Annotated in this window: 18 protein-coding genes; 6 read left to right on the top strand and 12 right to left on the bottom strand. The window is 44.0% G+C overall.

The genetic code is table 11. The annotated features are described in order from the left end of the window. Positions 1-20: 20 nt before the first annotated feature. The 4 genes from AC3D28_RS08395 to AC3D28_RS08380 form a co-directional block, all read right to left on the bottom strand. Positions 21-863, bottom strand: coding sequence for an IS3 family transposase (locus tag AC3D28_RS08395; RefSeq protein ID WP_488536032.1), 843 nt, complete (start codon positions 861-863; stop codon positions 21-23). Continuing rightward, positions 860-1,366, bottom strand: coding sequence for a helix-turn-helix domain-containing protein (locus AC3D28_RS08390; RefSeq protein ID WP_098414183.1), 507 nt, complete (start codon positions 1,364-1,366; stop codon positions 860-862). The genes AC3D28_RS08395 and AC3D28_RS08390 overlap by 4 nt, the downstream gene beginning before the upstream one ends. 66 nt (positions 1,367-1,432) lie before the next feature. Then, positions 1,433-2,704 carry an HlyC/CorC family transporter gene (locus AC3D28_RS08385; protein ID WP_488534515.1) on the bottom strand — a complete coding sequence of 424 codons (1,272 nt, stop codon included), beginning with the start codon at positions 2,702-2,704 and terminating at the stop codon, positions 1,433-1,435. A gap of 121 nt (positions 2,705-2,825) precedes the next feature. Beyond that, positions 2,826-3,620, bottom strand: coding sequence for a cytochrome C assembly family protein (locus AC3D28_RS08380; protein ID WP_098414830.1), 795 nt, complete (start codon positions 3,618-3,620; stop codon positions 2,826-2,828). Positions 3,621-3,833: 213 nt separating this feature from the next. Between AC3D28_RS08380 and ffh the strand changes: the two genes are divergently transcribed. From ffh to rplS, 5 genes are all read left to right on the top strand, one after another. After that, positions 3,834-5,207: a signal recognition particle protein gene (gene ffh, locus AC3D28_RS08375; RefSeq protein ID WP_488534514.1), complete on the top strand. Its 1,374-nt coding sequence runs from the start codon at positions 3,834-3,836 to the stop codon at positions 5,205-5,207. Positions 5,208-5,416: 209 nt separating this feature from the next. Then, positions 5,417-5,665: a 30S ribosomal protein S16 gene (rpsP, locus tag AC3D28_RS08370; RefSeq protein WP_098414832.1), complete on the top strand. Its 249-nt coding sequence runs from the start codon at positions 5,417-5,419 to the stop codon at positions 5,663-5,665. Positions 5,666-5,694: 29 nt separating this feature from the next. After that, positions 5,695-6,243: a ribosome maturation factor RimM gene (gene rimM / locus AC3D28_RS08365; protein ID WP_488534513.1), complete on the top strand. Its 549-nt coding sequence runs from the start codon at positions 5,695-5,697 to the stop codon at positions 6,241-6,243. A gap of 28 nt (positions 6,244-6,271) precedes the next feature. Further along, positions 6,272-7,015 carry a tRNA (guanosine(37)-N1)-methyltransferase TrmD gene (trmD, locus tag AC3D28_RS08360; RefSeq protein WP_098414834.1) on the top strand — a complete coding sequence of 248 codons (744 nt, stop codon included), beginning with the start codon at positions 6,272-6,274 and terminating at the stop codon, positions 7,013-7,015. Positions 7,016-7,055: 40 nt separating this feature from the next. Further along, positions 7,056-7,409, top strand: coding sequence for a 50S ribosomal protein L19 (gene rplS / locus AC3D28_RS08355; protein WP_098414835.1), 354 nt, complete (start codon positions 7,056-7,058; stop codon positions 7,407-7,409). Positions 7,410-7,632: 223 nt separating this feature from the next. Here the strand turns inward: rplS and yacG are convergent, their stop codons facing one another. From yacG to nadC, 8 genes are all read right to left on the bottom strand, one after another. Continuing rightward, positions 7,633-7,827: a DNA gyrase inhibitor YacG gene (yacG, locus tag AC3D28_RS08350; protein WP_098414836.1), complete on the bottom strand. Its 195-nt coding sequence runs from the start codon at positions 7,825-7,827 to the stop codon at positions 7,633-7,635. Between the two features lie 80 nt (positions 7,828-7,907). Further along, the gene (gene zapD, locus AC3D28_RS08345) at positions 7,908-8,648 is read right to left on the bottom strand and encodes a cell division protein ZapD (RefSeq protein ID WP_098414837.1); all 741 of its coding nucleotides are present in this window, start codon (positions 8,646-8,648) and stop codon (positions 7,908-7,910) included. A gap of 27 nt (positions 8,649-8,675) precedes the next feature. After that, on the bottom strand, positions 8,676-9,290 hold the full coding sequence (coaE, locus tag AC3D28_RS08340; protein WP_098414838.1) for a dephospho-CoA kinase: 615 nt from the start codon (positions 9,288-9,290) through the stop codon (positions 8,676-8,678). Next, complete coding sequence (locus tag AC3D28_RS08335) at positions 9,291-10,160, bottom strand: prepilin peptidase (protein WP_488534512.1); 870 nt, start codon at positions 10,158-10,160, stop codon at positions 9,291-9,293. A 64-nt stretch (positions 10,161-10,224) separates the two neighbouring features. After that, positions 10,225-11,448 carry a type II secretion system F family protein gene (locus tag AC3D28_RS08330; RefSeq protein WP_488534511.1) on the bottom strand — a complete coding sequence of 408 codons (1,224 nt, stop codon included), beginning with the start codon at positions 11,446-11,448 and terminating at the stop codon, positions 10,225-10,227. Between the two features lie 29 nt (positions 11,449-11,477). Continuing rightward, entirely contained in the window at positions 11,478-13,163 is a 1,686-nt protein-coding gene (gene pilB / locus AC3D28_RS08325; protein WP_488534510.1) for a type IV-A pilus assembly ATPase PilB, read from the bottom strand. Continuing rightward, positions 13,163-13,603 carry a pilin gene (locus tag AC3D28_RS08320; protein WP_488534509.1) on the bottom strand — a complete coding sequence of 147 codons (441 nt, stop codon included), beginning with the start codon at positions 13,601-13,603 and terminating at the stop codon, positions 13,163-13,165. Before AC3D28_RS08320 ends, pilB begins: the two co-directional genes overlap by 1 nt. Positions 13,604-13,867: 264 nt before the next feature. Next, positions 13,868-14,755 carry a carboxylating nicotinate-nucleotide diphosphorylase gene (nadC, locus tag AC3D28_RS08315; RefSeq protein ID WP_488534508.1) on the bottom strand — a complete coding sequence of 296 codons (888 nt, stop codon included), beginning with the start codon at positions 14,753-14,755 and terminating at the stop codon, positions 13,868-13,870. 348 nt (positions 14,756-15,103) lie between these two features. Between nadC and ampD the strand changes: the two genes are divergently transcribed. Continuing rightward, positions 15,104-15,655 carry a 1,6-anhydro-N-acetylmuramyl-L-alanine amidase AmpD gene (gene ampD / locus AC3D28_RS08310; protein ID WP_488534507.1) on the top strand — a complete coding sequence of 184 codons (552 nt, stop codon included), beginning with the start codon at positions 15,104-15,106 and terminating at the stop codon, positions 15,653-15,655. Positions 15,656-15,936: the final 281 nt, after the last annotated feature.

The raw sequence follows: 15,936 nt of genomic DNA, 5'->3' as shown, positions 1-15,936 counted from the left end.
CGTAAAGTTGGACATTTCTGTTAAGCGGCTTTCAAGACCTGAGTTCGATATTCTATCGGAGTCAGGCCTTTTAGTTTCACTTTTATACGCTTGGTATTGTAGTACTCGATGTATTCTTTAATTTGTTCTATCAGAGCATCTGCATCTTCAAAGCTTTGGTTGTGATACATCTCTGTTTTGAGTAAAGCAAAAAAGTTTTCAGCAACAGCATTATCCAAGCAGTTACCTTTTCTCGACATGCTTTGCGTTAACCCATTCTCCGCTACCTTTTTCTGATACTGTCGATGGCGATATTGCCAACCTTGATCGCTATGTATAATTGGTTTTGAGTTGGGTTTAAGCGTTGATATAGCTTCCGTCAGCATATCCGTGACAAGCGGCAAGCAGGCATTTTTGGCCACTCTATAAGCAACCACTTCCTGAGTAAACAAGTCGACAACGGGAGACAAGTATACTTTCTGCTCTTTGATTTTGAACTCCGTGACATCTGTTACCCATTTTTCATCGGGTTGAGTCGCACTAAAATCTCTTTCAAGCACGTTAGGAGCTGCTGTTCCAGATTCTCCTCGGTATGAACGATACTTTTTAACCCTGACCGTCGATTTAAGGTTGAGCTGAGCCATAAGTCTTTGAACCGTTTTGTGATTAAGCATAACCCCCTGATTTTTTAGTTCCAAGTGAATACGGCGGTAGCCGTATCGACCCTTATGTTCATGATAAATTGACTTTATCAAACGCAGCTCACGTTCGTAGCTATTTGGGCGCTTACTCGTTTGAGCCTGATAATAGAAGACACTTTTTGCCAACTGTAGAGTGTGCAGTAAGTGCTTCAACGGGTACTTGCCTTTAAGAGTTAGAGCTATGACCGCTTTTTCTTTGTTCGACGGTTTTTTTCCTGCTCCAACTCTTCCAACTTTTTTAGAACGGCATTCTCAGTTCGTAAGTAGACCAACTCCTCTTTTAGCTCCTCAAGTGTCATTTCATTATCAGGTTTAGTGGTACGTTGAGGTTGCTGTTTCATTGAGGGTCTTCCTTTCTGGCGCATTTTGAGCCCTTTGATACCGAGCTCATTAAATCTTTTGAGCCAGACAGAGAGTATCCCCGGGGATGAGAGGTTTAATACTGCGCTAGTGTGCGTGAGAGACCAATCATTCGTCCACATTAAATTCAATGCTTTTCGTTTTTCCTGAGCAGTAGCATGCTTAGTTGGTAAAAATGAATCAGCACCATGGATGACAAAGACTTGAACCCAATACCGTATCTGTCTTGAAGACATTGAATATTGTTTTGCTAAATAGCGAGATGACGCACCATCTAAGCATTGTTTAGCAATGATACATTTTAGCTCGCGGCTATATTTGGACATAAAAAGACCCCCAATAATTGGTGTCCAACTATTGGGGGTCAGTTCAGATGTCAGGCTCTTTTTATTTTACTGGTTTTTCTTCTTAGGGTAGACCCTAACTAATTTGATGCGGTTCTCGTTGATTTTAACGATTTCCATAGGGTGTTCTGCGACTCGAACACTTAGGTGGCTTTCCGGAATATCTTCAAGGTGTTCCAAAATAAGACCATTCAACGTTCTCGGACCATCGGTGGGTAAGTCCCACTTCAAGCCTTTGTTGATATCGCGGATATTGGTGCTGCCTTCAATAAGGAAACTGCCATCGCCTTGTGGGCTGATTTCATCTGACAGGCTAGGCGAAATCGATGTCGTAAATTCGCCAATGATTTCTTCAAGAATGTCTTCCAATGTTACCAAACCAATAATATCGCCATACTCATCGACGATAAGGCCAATACGTTGTTTGTTGCGTTGGAACTTCAACATTTGGACGTTCAGCGGTGTCCCTTCCGGGATGTAATACACTTCATCTGCGGCGCGCAGTAGCGTTTCTTTATTGAACTCGTTTTTTTCTAGCATTAAGCGGTACGCTTCACGTAAACGCAGCATGCCAACCACTTCATCAATTTGGTCACGGTAAAAAACGATGCGTCCGTGTGGCGAGTGAGTTAATTGACGAACAATGGATTTCCAGTCGTCATTAATGTCTATTCCTGTGATCTCATTACGCGGCACCATAATGTCGTTCACAGTGACGTGCTCAAGATCTAAAATCGAAACCAACATATCTTGGTGACGGCGAGGGATGAGACCGCCAGCCTCGTTTACAACCGTGCGAAGTTCATCAGAGCTGAGGTGATCTTCTACAGAATGATCGGCCTTCACACCAAGTAAACGGATAAAACCGTTGGTAATAAAGTTAATCAACATCACCAAGGGTGAAAGTAACTTCATTAAAATCGTCAAAAGAATGCTACTCGCATACGAAACGCGTTCAGGATACAGTGCAGCAATGGTTTTTGGTGTCACTTCGGCAAAAACCAGCACAACCATAGTAAGCGCACCTGTAGCGAGCGCAACGCCAAGATCGCCATATAAACGCATACCAATAATGGTCGCGATAGCGGATGCGAGAATATTAACGAGGTTGTTGCCGATAAGAATAAGACCAATCAAGCGGTCTGGGCGGTTGAGTAGTTTTTCGACGCGCTTAGCACCTTTGTGCCCATTTTTGGCCAAGTGTTTTAAGCGATAACGATTCAGAGACATCATCCCTGTTTCTGAACCGGAAAAGTAACCTGATATGACGATAAGACACGCGAGTAGCGCAAATAAGATACCCGTAGATATGTCGTCCAAAACGTTGCTGTTCCTTGTATGTATTAGGTTATTTAACGGTAGAGTAAGTCCGTTAAGTCAGGGGTTAACGCGTACTGTATTTTATCTAGCCGCAAATATAAAGGACAGGGCCCTAAGGCGCCTAATTTAAGATGATTTCTTTTACGAAGCGGCTGCCAAAATAAGCCAAGGTTAACAATGTCGCGCCAGCGACAGCGAACCATGTCACTTTTCGGCCACGCCAACCTTTTTGGTAGTGCCCCCATAACAGTATTGAATACACCACCCACGCGATAAAAGAAAGAATACCTTTATGCGCCTTACCTTGGGCAAACATGTCTTGTACGAAAACAAACCCAGTAATGAGTGTTGCTGTCAGTAGTACGTTACCAATCAAAATGATTTTGAAGAGTTGGCGCTCGACCATCAATAGTGGTGGTAAATTGGGGTTAATCGCCATCGATTTCTTTGCTTTGAGCTTGTGATCTAACCAAGCAAGCTGCAGCGCATAGAGGGCGCCGATGGTCAATGTGGCATAAGAGAACAGCGCAAAAGAAATATGAATAAGTAGCTTAGGATCGTTTTCTAAGTGTTTAATAAAAGTGCTGGATAAAAACGTGGCGGCAGATAAATTGATGGCAGCAAAGCTATAAACCACTGGCAATAGAAACCACAGTCGATTTTTCAACATGGCGATGCTCATCACTAAAGAAATGATAAAACTGATCAGTGAAGCTACATTGAGAATACTGAGGTTTTGACCGGCACCACCAAATATGAGATCACTCAAGGTCCACGCATGAAAAACAAGCGCACAGGCCGCACTGGCAAACACCGTTTTTGCTTTGATTCCTGACTGCTGTGAGAGTCCGGGTATGATGGTCGCTATCGCCAGAATGTAAAGCATGGCGGCCGCGATGGCAATTAAGCTATCCATGAATCCTAAAGGTTATTGTGCACAATAGAACAAATTATACCTTGCATTACTCTTTGGGGCTACGTTATATCCGATATCAATCGTGAGAGATGAGATATTGAAATTAATAAGTTAACTTCCCATATAGGAATAGAGAAGCTGGACGGGTATGACTGTGACGTTGGCTAAGGTATACTTATACTAATTAATCGCCATTTTAGCGAAGAGACAAAGATGTTTGAGAATTTAACGGATCGATTATCCAAAACGCTGAAAAATATCAGTGGCAAAGGTCGTCTGACAGAAGACAACATTAAAGAGACCCTACGTGAAGTGCGAATGGCCTTACTTGAGGCTGACGTTGCATTGCCTGCCGTTCGTGAATTTATTAACCGCGTTAAAGAAAAGGCGGTTGGCGTAGAAGTGTCAAAATCTCTGACCCCAGGTCAGGAATTCATTAAGATCGTTCAATCTGAACTTGAAGCGGTCATGGGCGAGTCTAATGAAGCGCTCAATCTGGCCGCTCAACCGCCAGCTGTGATTTTGATGGCGGGCTTACAAGGTGCAGGTAAAACCACGTCGGTGGGTAAACTATCGAAGCTCCTTAAAGAACGTGACAAGAAGAAAGTTTTAGTTGTATCGGCTGACGTTTACCGTCCTGCTGCAATCAAGCAGCTAGAAACCCTATCGTCGGATATCGGTGTCGACTTCTTCCCATCTTCACCAGATCAAAAGCCAATTGATATTGCTAATGCGGCGGTTGACCATGCGAAGAAAAAATTCTACGACGTACTGATCGTCGATACCGCGGGTCGTTTGGCGATTGATGAAGAGATGATGGGGGAAATCAAAGAACTTCACTCCGCAATCACTCCAGTAGAAACGTTGTTCGTTGTTGATGCCATGACAGGGCAAGATGCCGCTAACACGGCAAAAGCTTTTGGTGATGCGCTGCCTCTAACTGGTGTGGTTCTCACCAAGGTAGATGGTGATGCTCGCGGTGGTGCGGCGCTTTCTGTTCGCCATATTACGGGTAAACCAATCAAGTTTCTGGGGGTCGGTGAAAAAACTGACGCGCTAGAACCTTTCCATCCTGATCGCGTGGCTTCGCGTATTCTAGGTATGGGTGACGTACTGTCACTAATTGAAGACCTACAACGCAACGTTGACCACGATAAAGCAGAAAAACTGGCGAAGAAGTTTAAAGAGAAGAAAGGCTTCGATCTTGAGGACTTCCGTGAACAACTTGGTCAGATGCAAAATATGGGCGGCATGATGGGCATGATGGACAAGCTTCCAGGGATGTCCCAGCTCCCAGATAATGTGAAAGACAAAGTTGATGATAAGATGTTCAAGCAAATGGAAGCCATTATTAGCTCCATGACAATGAAAGAACGACAGCGTCCAGAAATCATCAAAGGTTCGCGTAAAAAACGTATTGCTGCTGGCTCTGGTGTTCAGGTACAAGACGTAAACCGCATGCTAAAACAATTCACTCAAATGCAAAAAATGATGAAAAAGATGCAAAAAGGTGGCATGAAAGGCATGATGCGCAACATGCAAGGCATGATGGGTGGCGGCGGTGGCTTTAACCCATTTGGTCGATAACTAATCGAACACGCTTAGTTTCAGGGTGTTAGGCACGTCACAAACTTTAGAATTTATTTCTGTTGGTGAAAAAGTAACTAAACCCCTTGCATTGCTCCGGGAGAAGAGTAAAATTCCGGAGCTTTAATTTGGCACGAGACCCCAAACTGTTTAATTACTTGAATGGTTATTGGGGTTAATTTTATTTTTGAGAAAGCAAAGAGGACGACATGGTAACCATTCGTTTGGCACGTCACGGCGCTAAAAAGCGTCCATTTTATCAAATCGTAGTAGCGGACAGCCGCAACGCTGCAACTGGCCGTTTCATCGAAAAAGTTGGTTTCTTCAACCCAACTGCTACAGGTCAAGAAGAAGGTCTGCGTCTAGACCTAGACCGTGTTAACCACTGGGTTGGTGAAGGCGCGTCTTTATCTGACCGCGTTGCTAAGCTAGTTAAAGACGCTCAAAAAGCGGCTTAATCTTTACTGTTATAAGTAGAAGCTAGTTTATGTCGATGAAAGGTAAAGAAACAATGAGCAACGAAAAGATTGTTGTAGGCAAGTTAGGTGCTACTTACGGCATTCGTGGTTGGCTTAAGGTTTTTTCCTACACAGACAATGCTGAAAGCATTTTCGATTACAACCCTTGGTATATTAACCAAAAGGGCAAGTGGGTAGAGCACAAAGTAGAAAGTTGGAAGCGCCATAACAAAGGGATGGTAGCTAAGCTGGAAGGTCTGGATGTTCGCGAAGACGCGCACTTACTGACAAACTTTGAAATTGCGATTGACCCTGCAGTACTCCCTGAACTGTCAGAAGATGAGTTCTACTGGCGTGAATTATTTGGGATGCAAGTCGTAACCACACAAGGTTACGATCTAGGTGTCGTTACTGACATACTAGAAACTGGCTCAAATGATGTTCTGGTTGTTAAAGCAAATCTTAAAGATGCTTTCGGGCAGAAGGAACGATTAATTCCGTTCCTTGAAGAGCAAGTGATCATTAATATTGATCGCGAAGCTCAACGGATCGAAGTTGACTGGGATCCTGGATTCTGATCTCCAAAAACTACAGAGCGAGATAAACATGTGGGTTGGCGTTATTAGCCTTTTTCCTGAAATGTTCCGTTCTGTTACTGATTTTGGAGTAACAGGTCAAGCGGTTAAAAAAGGTCTTTTGTCGATTGAGACATGGAATCCTAGAGATTTTACTCACGATAAGCATCGCACTGTTGATGACCGACCTTACGGTGGTGGCCCAGGCATGTTAATGATGGTTCAGCCTTTGCGCGATGCTATTGAGACTGCTAAACAAGCCTCACCCGGTAAGACGAAAGTCATTTACCTTTCTCCTCAAGGTCGCAAGCTCGACCAAAAAGGAGTCGAAGAACTGGCAACGAATGAGAATTTACTTCTGATTTGTGGTCGGTACGAAGGGGTAGATGAGCGCATTATTCAATCTGAAGTCGATGAAGAATGGTCGATTGGGGATTTTGTGATGACGGGTGGTGAGATACCAGCCATGACGTTGATTGATTCTGTCTCACGGTTTATTCCGGGAGTGTTAGGAGATTTCGCGTCAGCAGAAGAAGACTCTTTTGCAAATGGCTTGCTAGATTGCCCCCACTATACGCGTCCTGAAGTGTTGGATGACAAAGAAGTACCAGCGGTACTGATGTCAGGCAACCATAAGGACATTCGTCAATGGCGACTAAAACAGTCGCTAGGCCGTACTTGGCTAAGAAGACCAGAGCTCCTGGAAAACCTAGCTCTGACTGACGAACAGGAACTATTACTTGCTGAGTTCATTAAAGAGCGTAACGCAAAGTAACCTAATTTATTTAGTATCAGTTTATTCTAGGAATTTAAAAATGAGTAACATCATCAAAGCTCTTGAGCAAGAGCAAATGAAACAAGACCTACCTAAATTTGCACCAGGTGACACTGTTGTTGTTCAAGTTAAGGTAAAAGAAGGTGAGCGTGAGCGTCTACAGGCTTTCGAAGGCGTTGTAATCGGCATCCGTAACCGTGGTCTTCACTCAGCTTTCACTGTACGTAAGATCTCTAACGGTGAAGGTGTTGAGCGTACGTTCCAAACGCACTCTCCAGTTGTTGATAGCATTGAAGTTAAACGCCGTGGTGCAGTACGTCGTGCCAAGTTGTACTACCTACGTGAGCGTTCTGGTAAGTCTGCTCGTATCAAAGAGAAACTTGCTAAGAAGTAATGCTATAATTAGCGTTCTCATATTAAACGGAGTCCTTCGGGCTCCGTTTTTTTTATGTTTTTAATTTGCTCTTTTCCATTCGTGTAGTGTTATTGGTGCTTTACGCGTTTTTGTTTTGACCGAGTTAAAAATAGCGTCACTCAAGCATCAAAAGAAACAAGAATAGAAAAAGGGGTTGATGCAAAACATCAACCCCTTTTAGACATGCTTTATTTTAAATTTATCAGTATTGATCTTCCGACCAGCCATCACTATCCGACATATCGGGTGCGCCTGGAATCGTATTCTCTTCGTCTGCCCATTCACCAAAATCAATCATTTGGCACATCTTGCTGCAGAAAGGGCGATGAGGGCTTTGTTCTCCCCATTCTACGTCAGCACCACACTGTGGGCATTGAACAATGATAATTTTAGACATAGTTTGTCGTCCCATTATTATTTGGTGTAAAGGGTATATAGGCATAAACCTGTGGGTAAATCGCCACTGAGAATGATAGTTTAGCTACAAACAGCGAGCTCAAATTCGATATCTTTCGTGCAAGCTTGGCCAGCCTCAAATGAAATAAATTTGATAGCAAAACGGTTTTTATGGCCTGAGATCATAGGATAAACACCGTACTTCATAGGAATATGAAGCCTTAGAATATTCGCACCATCGGCGTCACTTTGGAAGAAACCAGCACGGGCGATTTGAGACTTGAAATGCCCCGTTTCTCGAGTGAGCTTTAACCATAAGGCAAGTGCATCAGAGAGTGGTTTTAAACTTGCTTGCCATTGCTGAGCATCGTGTTTTTTACGTTCAATCGGTAAATGCAACCAGTAATGCAAGGCGGGTAAATCAAAGCAGCATGAGCCGCCAGGCAAATTAAAACGTTGGCGGATAGAACTTAAGAAACGATCTTCTTTCAGTGCTTGGCCAAAACGCTCGGCGCTCATGAGCTGACTATGAACGACGTCAATTTCCTGAAGTAGTGCATTCAAAGCGTCTTGATCCACCCCATCAACATTCAACCAATGTCGATATGACAGTCGTTGTTTCTCAAGATCTTTCGCTAATTCACTTTTTAACTGAATCTGTTCAAAGATCTCTACCATATCGAAAAGAGCACGGAAAAAAAGCTGATAGTGGTGAGTTTCAGCAAAACCAGAGGCTAAGTGAGCCTGACGCAGCAGAGACTCTACTCTTAGATAGATGCGAGTTTTCTCATTTAACGGATGTTCAAATTTGTGCGTGGTCATCGACATAAGCCTTGGTGAGTTTCATTCCTATTTTCGCAGATCTTTCTTACACATGGCTAGGTACTTTTCATGCAAATTTGTGATTTGAAGCAAAAGATCTGGGTCGTTTGGGTTATTCTTAACCACATCGTCGGCAATAGCGAGCCTTTGTTCTTGCGATGCCTGGGACGCAAGGATGGCACGAACCTGATCTTCACTCACGTTGTCGCGTTTTATGGTGCGAGATATCTGTGTACTTGGTTCTACATCGACCACAAGAACTCGGTCACATAAGTTATCCAGCCTGTTTTCGACGAGTAACGGTACAACTAACAGCGCATAGTCTGATGTGACTTGTTGCAAATCTTCAATCATCTTTTCACGAATGATGGGGTGCAATAGTGCGTTAAGCCATGCTTTTTCATTTGGGTTCGAGAAAATTTTTTCTCGTAGTTTAGTGCGATCCAGTGATTGGTCTTCACGAATGATATCGTGACCAAAGTGTTCAATAATTGCGTTTAAGCCTGGTGTGCCCGGCTCAACCACTTCTCTTGCGACTATATCGGCATCGACGATGTCGATTTTAAATTGCTGCTTGAACAGGTTCGCCACGGTGGTTTTACCGCTAGCGATACCACCTGTTAAACCAATTACCAAAGCCATTTACACTCCTAGAATTGAAGTAAAGTACCAATGTAAAATGTGATCGCCCCAGATTAAGCTTATCCACCCTGCAATGGCTAAGTAAGGGCCGAAGGGAAATGCTTTTTCAATGCCTTGCTTTTGCAAGCGAAGTTGAACCAAGCCAAATACGATGCCAACCACAGAAGAAAGTAGAATGATCAGCGGCAGTGACTGCCAACCCAGCCAAGCTCCCAGTGCCGCCAGCAGTTTAAAGTCACCATATCCCATCCCTTCTTTACCCGTAAGCAGCTTAAATCCCCAATAAACAGACCAGAGACATAAGTAGCCGGCAATGGCTCCTATAATAGAGTCTTGCAGAGTAACAGGACTGATTTCGACTAATGCTAAGACAATGCCAGCCCAAGTTAATGGTAATGTTAATTGGTCCGGTAGCAGCATGGTATCAAGATCGATAAAAGTTGCCGCGATCAATACAAAAGTAAAAAAGATCAATGCGATGGTGAAGTCGCTGAGTCCAAAGTGATACGCAACAAATCCGGCACCAGCGGCGGTCAGCAATTCTATAAGTGGGTATCTAGGGCTAATAGGAGCATGACAATTATGACACTTTCCTTTCAAAAGTAGCCAACTGAGAACTGGGATGTTATCTCGAATACGAATTGGCGTGGCGCACTTCTGACAAGAGGAGCGTGGGATGCTCAAGGTTAGCACTTCTTTAGGCGGTTCTATTTTGTATTCAGGAAATGACTCGGCACATTCGCGTCGCCATTCTAATTCCATGATTTTAGGTAGTCGATAAATGACGACATTGAGAAAACTACCCACGATCAAACCGAAAATGGTGGCAAGCACAACGAATAGCCAAGGGTAGTACTGGAATACTTCCATATTTGTCTCTTGAGTGAAAAATCAAATCAGCAATATACTGTTTTGAAGGGATTAACGGTGCATTCTAGCCCAATACACTCATTAAGTTAAAGATTGGCAAGTACATTGCTGTCACTAATCCGCCCACGACGACACCAAGAAAAACGATAATAAGTGGCTCTAGAATTTTACTTAAGTTATCGACGGTGTTATCGACTTCAAACTCGTAGATCGTTGCAACTTTATTGAGCATATCGTCTAGTCGACCAGATTCTTCACCGATCATGACCATTTGTAATACCAGTTCAGGGAAGACATTACAGTTACGCATTGCGACATACATTGGCATTCCTGCGGCGGTATCACGATAAACTTCTTCAATCGCCAGTTGGTAATGCATATTACCTGACGTTTTGGACGTGGTTTTTAAGCTGGTAAGAATCGGAATACCAGCGGTGAAGCTGGTGGCGAGTGTTCGGCTAAATTTAGCAATGGCCGCTTTTGAGAGTACCGGACCAAGCACGGGAAATTTTAACACTGAGCGGTTCAGCATCAAGCGGAAAGAGTCGGATCGCTTGGCCAGTATTCGAGCTGAAAGAAACAAACTTACCGCCCCAAACCCAATAAAGGGGCTCCAGTTTTGTGTCCAAGCTGAAAGGTCTAACACTTGTCTGGTAAACCAAGGTAACTCTGCACCAAAACCGACAAACATTTTTTCAAATTCTGGGATCACTTTGGTCAACATTAGATAGGAAACCCCAAGTGCGACCAAAATAACCATCGCAGGATAAATCAATGCTTTGATCACTTTTGCTCGCAGTTGTTCATCCTTTTCGCGATAAGTAGCAAGACGCTCGAAAACTTCCGCTAAGTTACCGGATTGTTCACCTGTGGCAATTAAATCAGTATAAAGTGGGTCGAAATGTGAGCTTGCGGTACGCATCGCTTTGGAGATCGGAGTGCCTGCCTCTACAGCACGCGTAACATTCATTAATATTGACTTCATCTCTGCTTTTTTGTGGTTGTCAGACACCAGTTTTAAGGCTTGAACTAATGGTACGCCCGTCACTAACATTGTGAAGATTTGACGAGTAAAAATCGTGATGTCTTTACCTTTGACTCGGTGACTGAGTTTGGTCAAAAAAGAGATGCTGCTTTTTTTAAGTTTTTTGATCTTGATATGCTGTGCATCTAAGCGTTCTCGAACTTCTATTTCGGTCATCGCTAAGGTTTGTCCAGAGGTCTTTTTTCCTGCGCTATTAATGCCTTTCCAGCGGAAGTTTTTGAGTTGTGGCGTTGTGGTCTTCATAGGGATTGACTGCTGATTAGAGGATTAAATTAAAAATAAAGCACACGCTGTAGCTCGTTAAAGCACGTGATTCCTTGTTTCAGTTTTTCTATGCCAGACATTTGCAGTGTGTGCATGCCGTTGGCGATGGCGAGCTTTTCGAGTTCATGAACAGAGGCGCCTTTGATGAGCGCTCCGGATAGTGATTCATCAAAGCGCATGACTTCGTAAATACCTGTACGGCCAGAGTAGCCATGGGTGCATTCGTTGCAGCCACTAGGGTTGGCTTTAAAAAGGTTATCAGTCGATTGAATACCCAGGTGTTGCAGCTGAACGGTAAGCTCTTGAGGTTGTTTACACTGAGAACAAAGTTTACGCGCTAGACGTTGGGCAATAATCAAGCTGAGAGAAGAAGAAAGGTTAAAACTTTCGATGCCCATATTGGATAAGCGGATAACGGTTTCAGCCGCCGAGTTGGTATGCAAGGTAGAAAGGACCAAGTGACCGGTTTGTGCGGCTTTTATTGCGATTTCAGCAGTATCGAGGTCACGAATTTCACCGACCATAACCACATCAGGGTCTTGGCGTAGAAAAGATCGCAAAGCCTCCGCGAAACCAAAGCCGATCTTAGACTGAACTTGAACTTGATTGATACCAGACAGATTTATTTCTACCGGATCTTCAGCTGTAGAGATATTGATTTCAGGCTTGTTGAGGATGTTCAGCCCAGTGTACAAGGAGACGGTTTTGCCGCTCCCGGTTGGTCCCGTCATGAGGATCATGCCTTGTGGACGGCGCAGTGCATCAAGATACAACTGCTTTTGCTGCTCGCTATAACCCAGTTTGTCGATATCCAATGATGCCGAGCTGCTGTCGAGCAGACGTAATACGATCTTTTCACCAAACAGAGTGGGCAACGTTGATACACGCATATCAATGGCGGTGTCTTGATTTAGCTTTAATTTGATGCGTCCATCTTGCGGTAAACGTCGCTCGGCAATATCCAGCTTGGATAAAATTTTAACTCGAGCCGATAAACGCCGGCTCAAATGGCTTGGCGGCTGTTGCGTTTCGATCAAAATACCATCGCAGCGCAGACGAACGCGGAACATTTTTTCATATGGCTCAAAGTGAATGTCAGACGCGCCTTTACGCACCGCATCGAGCAAAATTTGGTTGATGTAGCGGCTCACCGGCGATTCGTCTTGGCTTAAGTCCTCGATGTTTTCAATTTCATCGGCGCCGACATCGACCAAGTTGGCCAGCTCTTCTTGGTTGATCTCCTTTAATCCCGACTTGTCTTGGCTGAGCGAGCGCCCATACAAGCGTCGAATCGCGGCGCTGAGTTCACGACAATCGGCCAATACCAGTTCGATTTGTAAACCGGTAGCAAAGCGGAAGTCATCTTCGGCTTGTTGGTTGGTCGGATCGGCAATGGCTAGTAATAGGGTGGAAGCGCTGCGCTGCAGCGGCAGCGCATGGTGGCTGGTGATTAATTCACGTAGACCGAGCTGTTGACATAGCGATGAGTATTGGTGCTGAGCGAGCTCAGCTCGGGTTAGGCCAAAGGTCTCACTCAAGTGCTCAACAAGTTCGCTTGAGGTGAAAAAACCAGAAACGAGCAACGCCTCCGGCATCGAAATGCCGGAGGCGTTCACTTGCTCAAGTAACGATTCTTCTTGGGTAAAGGTTAGTAACCCTTTTTGACGAAGAACCGTTGAGAGGTTGGTTTGCATTAATAAGTTGCTGTACAACTATTTGTTCTTGAATCAGTAGGAACGTCTTTGGTAGCGCAAGTCCAGCCCGTAGAGTTATCCTTAGAGTAACGAACTTTAGCTGAAACAGAACTTAAACTTCCTTCGGTAAATGTAAATGTTGCGGTGCCTCCACTTGTCCCCACAGGAATTAAATCAATTGTTCCTAGAGAGTTCATGGCTGATGTTCCGCCAACCTTATTAGCGTTGTCAGGGAAAGAACCGCCATTTTCTTGCTGATACATGTCGATATTAGTTAAAAGCCCACGAAGGGTAGCCGATGCTGACGCTACTTCTGTTTTTTGAACGTAATTTTGGTACGCAGGAATAGCTACTGCCGAAAGTACCCCAATAATCGCCACCACGATCATCAATTCAATCAGGGTAAAACCCTGCTGTTTTTTTTGTTTCACGTTTTTCATATCTGTAACCCTTTCTTTTTCATGAATAATGCGAGTGCATTAAGGAGAGATTATGAAGAGTGAACAGGGATGAAAATGGGGACGAGGTGGGCTCTCGAGTGAGATACAACTCTTTAGCGTTAAGTTGCACCAAGTGGGCAGGGTTTTGCGAGTGATGTATTTATATCGTGGATAAAAATAAAGGGCCAAGTGGCCCTTTATTAATGATTGGTTGCTGATAAGTTACTGAATTATATGTTTTAAGTTTACATTATATTGTGTTGATTATTTGAAGCGCATCGAAAGATCCATCGCTTTTAGGTGCTTGGTCAATGCACCAACCGAGATGTAATCTACGCCTGTTTCGGCGTATTCGGCGATAGTCTCTAAGGTGATGTTGCCTGAGTTTTCCAGTGCTGCACGACCGGCGTTAATTTTGACGGCTTCACGCATCATCTCTTTGGTGAAGTTATCGAGCATGATGATGTCTGCGCCTGCATTGATGGCTTGTTTTAGCTCATCTAAGCTTTCCGTTTCCACTTCTACTGGTTTGCCTGGGTTGAGTTCTTTCGCTTTTTGGATGGCAGGTGTGATACCACCGCAAGCAATGATGTGGTTTTCTTTAATCAGGTAGGCGTCGAACACACCGATACGGTGGTTAAAACCGCCACCGCAAGCGACGGCATATTTTAGTGCGCTGCGCAGGCCCGGAATAGTTTTACGTGTATCGAGCAAGCGACATTCAGTGTGGGCGATTTTTGCCGCGTACTCTGCAGTCGTGGTTGCACAGCCCGACAGTGTTTGGATGAAGTTCATCGCGTTACGCTCACCGGTTAACAAGTCACGAGCAGGGCCGGTTAGAGTGCAAAGTGCTTGGTTTGGTTCGACTTTGTCACCGTCTTTAACGTGCCACTCGATGGTGACGTTCCCCCCGAGTTGCTTGAAGACTTCATCTGCCCAAGCTTGACCACAAAATACCCCATATTCACGCGTGATGATCGCCGCAGTATTGATTGCGTTAGCTGGGATCAAAGATGCGGTGATGTCTTTATCGGCGTCGATACTGCCACCTAGATCTTCTTTTAAGGTATCAGCGACAGAGCGAGTGATCTCTAAAGGGAGTTGTTGTTTAAGGTATTCTAGGCGTTGTTGACTATTGTGTGTGTTCTTCATCGCAAATCTTGTCTTGAAAGGGAGATGGCAACGAATGATACTCTCCGGTGTCAATAATTTCAGCAGTTAATTTAGGGTCTGTTGACCTTTCAAGCTGATTTTTGCAGCAGTTTGTGGGGGCTTTATACAAGGCAGAGGCTTTGAAATGTAGTTGCTCTACCTGATAAAGCCGTAGAAAGCAGCCACAAACGCTGCCCGAAGGGTTCGGCTAACAGCGTTTTACTCTTTGTTGAGAGGATTTTGCTTAGAATGCTAGGCTACAAACCTCTCGCCGCGATTAAATCGCTTTTATCTCGAACAAAATTTAACCGTGAAAGGTTAACAGACCCTACAACTAGAGAGGTTGATATGCGCCCAATTATCGAGAATGGCTGGCTGACACAGGCAAAGCATGTTCCGTCACCATTTTTTGATGCCCGCTCTGATATAAACGACATCTCTCTGCTGGTTGTACACAACATCAGTTTGCCACCAGGCCATTTTGGTGGGAGTTATATAGAAGACTTTTTTACCGGCAACCTAGATCCTAATACCCACCCATTTTTTGACGTAATTCACAAAATGGGCGTTTCAGCGCACTGCCTGATTAAGAGAAATGGCGAAGTCGTTCAATTTGTTTCTTTTCTTGATAGAGCGTGGCATGCAGGCCAATCCAGTTTTGCAGGGAGAGCGTATTGTAATGATTATTCCATTGGTATCGAGCTCGAAGGAACAGAATTTACGGCCTATACAGAACTTCAATATCAAGCACTTGCAGAATTGACTCTCACCATCATGCAGCACTACCCACAAGTGACTCAACCAAGAATCACAGGGCATCAATACATCGCACCTTTGAGAAAGAGCGATCCTGGTCTAAGCTTTGATTGGGTGAAATATAGACAGCTAATACAAGGTTAGTTTGTAGCGAAAGTGTAAACTCAAAAAAGCGAAATAAATAAGGCATACGATCTGGTATGCCTTTTTTTGATACCAGAAATATTAATGATTGTTAAAAGTTAACGACATTTTCATGCATTTGCATGGCTTTTGATGAATAAATAGGCTGATAATTTTGTCATTTTCTGTATTTCTTTGCCAAAATCGCTAGCACGTCGACTTCCCATTTGTATGCTTTATGTAATTGGTCATACCAATTCTATTGCTGTTTTAATGGTCGATTGTTAATGGAGTGTTGGAGT

This window comes from Vibrio sp. TAP-3B (genome assembly GCF_057784735.1).
Note: the sequence above shows the minus strand (reverse complement) of the source record. Positions and strands in the feature narration are given on the sequence as shown.

Bases quoted from the DNA above. Each gene is read 5' to 3' on its own strand.
- AC3D28_RS08390 (WP_098414183.1), bottom strand. From the start codon at position 1,366: ATGTCCAAATATAGCCGCGAGCTAAAATGTATCATTGCTAAACAATGC.
- AC3D28_RS08380 (WP_098414830.1), bottom strand. From the start codon at position 3,620: ATGGATAGCTTAATTGCCATCGCGGCCGCCATGCTTTACATTCTGGCG.
- ffh (WP_488534514.1), top strand. From the start codon at position 3,834: ATGTTTGAGAATTTAACGGATCGATTATCCAAAACGCTGAAAAATATC.
- rpsP (WP_098414832.1), top strand. From the start codon at position 5,417: ATGGTAACCATTCGTTTGGCACGTCACGGCGCTAAAAAGCGTCCATTT.
- rimM (WP_488534513.1), top strand. From the start codon at position 5,695: ATGTCGATGAAAGGTAAAGAAACAATGAGCAACGAAAAGATTGTTGTA.
- trmD (WP_098414834.1), top strand. From the start codon at position 6,272: ATGTGGGTTGGCGTTATTAGCCTTTTTCCTGAAATGTTCCGTTCTGTT.
- rplS (WP_098414835.1), top strand. From the start codon at position 7,056: ATGAGTAACATCATCAAAGCTCTTGAGCAAGAGCAAATGAAACAAGAC.
- yacG (WP_098414836.1), bottom strand. From the start codon at position 7,827: ATGTCTAAAATTATCATTGTTCAATGCCCACAGTGTGGTGCTGACGTA.
- zapD (WP_098414837.1), bottom strand. From the start codon at position 8,648: ATGACCACGCACAAATTTGAACATCCGTTAAATGAGAAAACTCGCATC.
- coaE (WP_098414838.1), bottom strand. From the start codon at position 9,290: ATGGCTTTGGTAATTGGTTTAACAGGTGGTATCGCTAGCGGTAAAACC.
- AC3D28_RS08335 (WP_488534512.1), bottom strand. From the start codon at position 10,160: ATGGAAGTATTCCAGTACTACCCTTGGCTATTCGTTGTGCTTGCCACC.
- AC3D28_RS08330 (WP_488534511.1), bottom strand. From the start codon at position 11,448: ATGAAGACCACAACGCCACAACTCAAAAACTTCCGCTGGAAAGGCATT.
- pilB (WP_488534510.1), bottom strand. From the start codon at position 13,163: ATGCAAACCAACCTCTCAACGGTTCTTCGTCAAAAAGGGTTACTAACC.
- AC3D28_RS08320 (WP_488534509.1), bottom strand. From the start codon at position 13,603: ATGAAAAACGTGAAACAAAAAAAACAGCAGGGTTTTACCCTGATTGAA.
- nadC (WP_488534508.1), bottom strand. From the start codon at position 14,755: ATGAAGAACACACACAATAGTCAACAACGCCTAGAATACCTTAAACAA.
- ampD (WP_488534507.1), top strand. From the start codon at position 15,104: ATGCGCCCAATTATCGAGAATGGCTGGCTGACACAGGCAAAGCATGTT.